Source organism: Streptomyces sp. NPDC005899 (genome assembly GCF_040629645.1).
GTDB lineage: Bacteria > Actinomycetota > Actinomycetes > Streptomycetales > Streptomycetaceae > Streptomyces.
Map to the genome: position 1 here is coordinate 1 of NZ_JBEXWB010000331.1, position 6972 is coordinate 6972.

Annotated in this window: 5 protein-coding genes; 3 read left to right on the forward strand and 2 right to left on the reverse strand. The window is 74.3% G+C overall.

The features are described 5' to 3' along the window. Nucleotides 1-115 precede the first annotated feature (115 nt). Entirely contained in the window at nt 116-1675 is a 1560-nt protein-coding gene (locus ABZ371_RS26650) for a peptidoglycan-binding protein (protein ID WP_358684086.1), read from the reverse strand. A 716-nt stretch (nt 1676-2391) separates the two neighbouring features. Between ABZ371_RS26650 and ABZ371_RS26655 the strand changes: the two genes are divergently transcribed. Genes ABZ371_RS26655 through ABZ371_RS26665 form a run of 3 tightly spaced genes read left to right on the forward strand, consistent with a single transcriptional unit; the run spans nt 2392 to nt 4843 of the window. Beyond that, nucleotides 2392-2628 carry an acyl carrier protein gene (locus tag ABZ371_RS26655; protein WP_358684088.1) on the forward strand — a complete coding sequence of 79 codons (237 nt, stop codon included), beginning with the start codon at nt 2392-2394 and terminating at the stop codon, nt 2626-2628. Further along, the gene (locus ABZ371_RS26660; RefSeq protein WP_358684090.1) at nt 2625-3899 is read left to right on the forward strand and encodes a beta-ketoacyl-[acyl-carrier-protein] synthase family protein; all 1275 of its coding nucleotides are present in this window, start codon (nt 2625-2627) and stop codon (nt 3897-3899) included. The genes ABZ371_RS26655 and ABZ371_RS26660 overlap by 4 nt, the downstream gene beginning before the upstream one ends. A 17-nt stretch (nt 3900-3916) precedes the next feature. Beyond that, nucleotides 3917-4843, forward strand: a complete 927-nt coding sequence (locus ABZ371_RS26665; protein ID WP_358684092.1) for an alpha/beta hydrolase — start codon at nt 3917-3919, stop codon at nt 4841-4843. A 19-nt stretch (nt 4844-4862) separates the two neighbouring features. Here ABZ371_RS26665 and ABZ371_RS26670 read toward each other — a convergent pair. Further along, the coding region (locus tag ABZ371_RS26670; RefSeq protein WP_358684094.1) for an endonuclease/exonuclease/phosphatase family protein at nt 4863-6972 on the reverse strand (2110 nt) is incomplete at its 5' end.

A 6972-nucleotide genomic window follows, 5' to 3' on the forward strand; every position in this document is an offset into this window, starting at 1 on the left:
CGTTGGGGCGGGGGGGGCGGGGGGGGGGCGCCCCCCCCCGGTCGCCCGGCGCCGGGGGGCGGGGCCGCCCGCCCCGCTGCGCGTGCGTTTCGGACGTCCCGGTGCGCCCGCCGGGTCAGCGTCCGGTCTGCAGAGCCGCCCAGGTGCCGGCCCCGACGATGCCGTCGGCCGCCAGCCCGCGCGTCCGCTGGTAGGCGCGCACGGCCGTGTCCGTGGCCGAACCGAAGGTCCCGTCGACGGCCACCGTCGATCCGAGCGCCGCGGTCAGCGCCCGCTGCACCCGCTTGACCGCCTCGCCCGTACCGCCCTCGGCGAGGACCGGGGTGGTGCCCGCCGACAGCAGGGCCGTCCAGGTCCTCGGGCCGACCGTGCCGTCGGCGGCCAGTCCGCGGGCCGTCTGGAACGCCTCGACCGCGCTCCTCGTCGCGGGGCCGAAGACGCCGTCCACGGCGCCCACCTCGTACCCCTGCCGGTCGAGCAGCTGCTGCACGGCCCTGACCTGTGTGCCCGCCGCGCCCTGCTGCTGGGTCGCGTACGAGCCGAAGGTCAGGCCGTCGCTCTCACTGCCGCCGCCACCCGTGCCGGTGCCGGTGACGAGCCGCATGTAGGCGGTCCAGTCCCAGTTGGCTCCCGGGTCCGTGTGGTCGTTCCCCGGGGCCTCGCTGTGCCCGATCACGTGGGTGCGGTCCTTCGGGATGCCGTACCGGTCGCACAGGTGGGCGGTCAGCGCCGCCGAGGAGCGGTACATGCTGTCGGTGAACCACGACGGGTCGTCGACGAAGCCCTCGTGCTCGATGCCCAGCGACGAGGCGTTGGCGCTCTTGGCGTGGTACGCCGTGTCCTTGTCCCGCACCATCTGGGTGATCTGGCCGTCCGAGGAGCGGACGACGTAGTGGGAACTGACCTTGGACGTGGCGTTCTGGAACCAGCTGATCGTGCCGGCGTAGGAGCCCTGCGTGACGTGGATGACCACCTTGCCGACCGTCGCCGTCCGGCCCGTCGCGTAGTTGGCCGAGGCGGCGGGCACCCACAGGGCCGGGGGGTAGTCGGGGCTCGGCGTGCTCACCTGGGCGGTGGCGAGGTCGCCCTTCTCGGGAGAGACCGGGCGGGAGTGCACCGAGACCCGCTCGCCGCCCGCGACCGTGGTGCGCAGGCCCTCGGCGAGGAAGGTGTAGACGGTGTCCGCGTAGAGGGCGGCGACCGGGCCCCGCGCACCGCTGTAGCGGGCGACGGCCGGGTACCAGGCGTCGATGTCCCGGCGCTCGGCACCGTCGAGGCCGAGCGCGTCGGCGTGGCTGCGCAGGACGGCGGCGCCGCCCAGGATGTTGGCCCCGGTGTCCCGGCGCAGGTCGGCCGTGGTCCTGCCCGTCAGGGCGGCGGCCTTCTCCAGGGAGCGGTCGGCCGGGTTGCTGACGAGGTGCATCACGCCGTATCCGTTGGCCTGGCTGGGGCGCCCGGCGTGGCCGTCCAGGTGCGACTCGCCGTAACCGACGGCGGCGAGCAGATCGCGCGGCACACCGAACTTCTCGGCGGCCCGGTCGAACGCCTGGTTCATCGGCTGCGGGGGGGCGGGTGCGGCGGGGGCCGGCTGGCCGGCGGCGACGAGAGCGGTGACGGCGAGAGCCGCCAGAACCGCTGTGCGTCCTGCGGTGTGGCCGGCGGGGCGTAGGGGCATACCTGCTCCTGGTCCGTGGGGGGAGAGGAAGGCCCCCGGGCCCGGTGGGATGGGCCGAGGGCCGTCGAGTCGCACACGCTACCCAGCCCGAACACACGTGACAACGGTGGCTGCGTGTGTCCAACTTCCCTTCACTCCAATGGAGTTGATGTGCAACCGGAGGTTCCGGGCCGCCGCCCCGTGCCGGGACGGAGGGCGGGCGCGCGCCGGGCGGCGCCGGTGGATCGTGATGCGGGCGCGCGGTTCGGCGGACCGGGCCGGGACCCCGCCGGGCGCCGCGGCGGCGCAGGCCGGTACCGCCGGGAGGGCGTGACCGGCCCGCCGCGCGCTTCCCGCCGTCTCCCCGCCTCCTCCCGCCGTCTCCCCGCCTCCTCCCGCCGTCTCCACGCCTCCTCCCGCCGCTTCCGCGCTTCCGTATCTCCTCCCGCCGGAACCCTCGGGAGTGCCTGGACGTCCCTCCCGCCGTTCCCACCCGCACCTCTGCGCGCGGTTCACCCCGCGCGCCCTCCCGCACCGGACCCCTCGGGCCGCCCGGCGCTGCGGTACGCCGGATTCGCACACCTGGCCGTCCCCCCTCCTCACGGGGGAACAGGGGCGGGAACGCGGGCCGCGAAGGCGTATAAAGGGACCCTCCCGAGCAGCCGGCGTCCCCCGATGGCCATCTCACCCACCACGCGGCCGGCGTCACCGCGTACCGAGAGCGGAGGAGCGTCCCCATGAGCACCTCGGAAGAGATCAGCGCCTTGCTCGTCACCCGATTCGGGACCGATCCCGAAGCCATCCGGCCCGAGGTGCCGCTGCGGCACCTGCGGCTGGACTCACTGGCCCTGGAGGAACTGCGGCTGCTCATCGAGGACCGGATGGACATCGACCTGGAGGACGTCGTCCTGTCCTCGCGCGACACCGTCGGCCGGCTCGTCGCCGCCGTGAGCAGCAAGGCCGGCAACGCGTGAGCGGCCGGGGGCCGTTCGCCCGCGGATCGGCCCGGCCGGGCGTCGAACCGTTCGCCGCGGCGGTCACCGGCATCGGCCTGGTCACCGCCGCCGGGGTGGGAGCCCGGGCGGCCTGGGACGGGGTCTGCGACGCCACCGCCGCTCCGAGCGTCGTGCACCGGGAGGAGCTGGCCGGTCTGCCCTGCGACTTCATGTACACCATCACGGGCCTGGACACGCGGGATCTGCTGGGCGTCGCCGCCCTCCGGCTGATGGACCGCTTCTCCCAGCTCGCCGTGATCGCCGCCCGCGAGGCCGTCGCCGACGCCGGACTCGACCCCGCGGTCTGGGACAGCGGCCGGGTCGCCGTGGTCATCGGTTCGGCCCACGGCGGCCTGCCCTTCTACGACGGCCAGCACGCGGTCCTCGCCGAACGCGGCGCCCGGCGGGTGTCCCCGAAACTCGCCCCGCTCACCGTGGTCAACGGGGCCGCCAGCAGCGTCGCGATGGACCTGGGCGTCCACGGACCGAGCCAGGCGGTCTCCACGGCCTGCTCCTCCGGCACCGTGGCCATCGGCACCGCGCACCAGATGCTCCGTACCGGCGCGTGCGACGTCGTGGTCGCCGGTGGCGCCGAATCGGTCTGCTCCCGCCTGCTGATCGCCAGCGCCTGCCAGATGCGCGCGGTCTCCACCCGGCGCGACGACCCCCGGGCGGCCTGCCGTCCCTTCGACGCGCACCGCGACGGCTTCGTCGTCGGGGAGGGCGCCGGTCTCCTCGTCATGGAGCACCCGGAGCACGCCAGGGCCCGCGGTGCTACCGTCCGGGCCCGGGTCACGGGCTACGGGGCCTCCAGCGACGCCCACTCGGCCGTGGCCCCCGACCCCGACGGGCTCGGTATCGAGCGTGCCCTGCGCACCGCCCTGGCCGACGCCGGCGTCGACGGGTCGCAGATCGGGCACGTCAACGCCCACGGCACCTCCACCGTGGCCAACGACCTCATCGAGGCGACGATGTTGCGGCGGGTCCTCGGTGAGCAGCCGCTCGTCACGTCGACCAAGGCGATGACCGGGCACACCCTCGGTGCCGCCGGCGGCGTCGAGGCGGCCCTGACCGTCCTGGCGCTCCAGCACCAACTCGTACCGCCGACCGCCAACCTCGACGCGCCCGACCCGGCCGTCCCCGTCGACGTGGTGGCCAAGGAGGCCCGGCGGAGCTCGTTCGAGCACGCGGTCAAGACGTCACTGGGCTTCGGCGGCCACAACGCGGCGCTCGTGCTCAGCAGGGCCTGACGGGAAGCGGGAGCACGATGTCCCAGGAGATCATCCGCACCCTCTCGGTGGAGGGACTGCGCTACGGGTACCGGATGCTGCCCCGCGCCGGGCGAAACGGGGAACCCGGAACCGAGCCGGTGCTCGTCCTCGGCGGGGCCCTCCAGGGGATGTTCGGCTGGCCGCAGATGGACGACCACCTCGGTCCGGTGGCCGACGTGGTGACAGCGGACCTGCCCGGCATGGGCACGGCCGACCCCCTGCCGCCGGGGCCGAGCGCCTCCGTCCTGCGCGCCGCCGTCACCAGGATCATCGACGACATCGGGGCGCCCCGGGTCAACCTGTTCGGCTTCTCCTACGGCGCGGCCCTCGCCTTCGGCTGTGCGCGCCACGACCCGGGACGCGTCGCCCGGCTCGTCCTCGGCGGCGTCCCCGTCCACATCGGGGAGGAGCAACGCGGCTACTGGCACCGGGCGCGGCAGCGGCTCGCCGAGGGCGACGTGGAGGGGTTCGCGTCGCTCGCCGCCGACGGGCTGATGTGCCTGGACCCGCACAAGCGGGTGCACCGGGGGGAGCTCGCGCGGCGCTACGTGCGCCGGTCCTTCCTGCACGCGCTCAGCCACTCGGCGCACGCCGTCGATTCGCTGGAGCGGGCGCTGGGTGACCGGCCGGAGTTCTCCGGGGGGCTGTCGGGCGTGCCGGCCCTGGTCTTCGCCGGGGAGCACGACACGGTCACGTCACCGGAACGGCAGCGGGCGTTCGCCGGGACGATCGAGGGCAGCCGGTTCCTCACGCTCGCCGAGTCCGACCACTGGGTGGTGCTGGAGCGGTCCGAGGAGGTCGCCGCCCTCGTCACCCGTTTCTTCACCGACCAGCCCCTGGTCTTCGGCGACCAGCCCCTGGATCCGGCGTCCGTCCTCCTCCCGCACCAGGTCACGGCCGCGGACGGCGCGACCGTGACCTGAGCGGGGCGGACGCGGGCCGTCAGTGCCCGTGTCCCCCGCCGTTGACGTCGATCCGCACGATCTGCGGGTCGTGGTCGCTCGCCTGGTCGGCGAACTCGGCGTTGATGTGGACCACGTCGTAGTCGGGGCGGCGGATCCCGGGGCTGGTCAGGATGTGGTCCAGCGTCTGCGAGTTGCCGTCGAAGACGTAGCTGTACTGCTCCTGGACGGGCAGCGTCGTGATCAGCGGCTTCAGGACCCTGCCGTCGGTCAGGGCGTCCATCGCCGGCGAGAAGGCGAAGTCGTTCAGGTCGCCGAGCGTCACCACCCGGGCCGACCTGTCCGCCTTCAGCAGCGACTTCACGAAGGTGTTCACCTCCGCCGCCTGCTGCACCCGCTTGGCCTCCGAACTGCGCACCGGCTCCTGGTAGCGGCCGTGCAGGGGCTGGTCACCGCCCTTGGACGCGAAGTGGTTGCCGATGACGAAGACCGTCCTGCCGTGGAAGCGGAATTCGCCGACGAGCGGCTTGCGGCTGTCGTCCCACGCCGCGCTCCCGGGGTTGACACGGCCCGGCGAGAGGGAGAGAGCGGCGCCCTTCCTCGTCTTCACGGCCTTCACGGCGGTCGTCGCGTCACCGCCCGGACGGTCCACGAAATCGACCCGCTCGGGGTTGTAGAGGAAGACGTTGCGGATGTTGCCGCCGGGCTCGCCACCGTCCCGGCCGTCCACCGGGGCGACGTAACGCCAGGCGTACCGCGGGCCGCCGGCAGCCACGATGGCGTCCGCGAACCGCCGGAGGGTGGCCTCGGAGCCCACGGTGCCGTCGTTCACGGCGCCGTTGTCGTCCTGGATCTCCTCCAGCGAGACGACGTCGGGGGAGGCGAGGTTGACCGCGACACCGGCGGCCAGCGTGTCGAACTTGGCCTGCTCGTCCAGCGCGTCGAGGTTCTCCACGTTGTACGTGGCGACGGCGAGTTCCCTGTGCTTCTGGCGACGCGTCACCTCCCGGCGGAGGTGGTTGTCGGTGAGCGTGCCGAGCTCGGTCGCCTGGACGTTGTACCCGCCGAACGACGCGTAGTCGATGACGCCGGTGGTGGTGCCGGACAGCACGTCACCGACGTCCGCCACCGGGACGGGCCGTGCGGCGTCGAGCGACATCACCTTGAGGCGCCCGGTGTTCGGGTCCTCGTACGACGCGTACAGGGTGCCGCCGCGCCGGGTCGGGTTCTCCCGGGGCTTCACCGTCACCCACACCTCGTCGTACGCGGTCGTCGCGCCTGTCACCCGGGTGTCGGCCATGGTGACGCGGGCGCCCTCCAGCGACTCGTACAGGTCCAGCGCGTACGTCGCCGGGGCCAGGGGCAGCGCGTCGATCGTCCCGCCGCCGGCCGCCGGGACGTAACCGTCCGGTACGGAGGCGGCGTCGAGGACGACGGCCGGGGGGAGGGCGTTGCCCGAGGACAGGACGGTGACGGCCGGTGCGGTGAGCTGGGTGACCGACTGGGTCGTGGACGACGGGTAGTACTCGCCCACCTTGCCGCTGACCAGCACCGAGTCGCCGGCCTTGACGGCCGGGGCGGCGGAGTTCGTGTACACGAACAGCCCCTCGCTGGTGCGGGCGTCGGCGTCGGGTGCGGTGTCCTGGATCCAGAAACCGCGCGAGCCGGTGGTGCGTACGCCCGTGACGACGCCGGGTACGCCGGTCACCGACCGGCCGGCGAACGGGGAGACGCGCGTGGTGCCCTGGATGTCGTGCACCCGTACCGTGCCGGGCTCGGTCGGTCCGCCGGGCTCGCCGGGGCCGGTGCCGCCGGAGCTCTGGCCGGCCGCGTTGACCGGGGTCGGGGCGCCCGCCGGGAGGTCGGCCGCGTTGTCGTCGGTGTCCGCCAGGGACGTGCCGCGCGCCACCGAGGCGGTGGCCGAGGCGCCGGTGGCCGGAGCGCCCTCGCGCACGACCGCGGAGCCGTAGCCGACGAGGTCGACGATCCGGGTGTCGGCGGCGCACTCCGCGGCGGTCCTGCACGTCAGCGGGGTGGTCCCGGAGACGAGCGCGACGGTCCCGCTCGACGCCGACATCGCGACGGTGCCGGTGGCGTCCGGGGCGGGCAGCGCCACCGTGCCGCCGGTCCCCGCGGCCTGCGCGACGAGA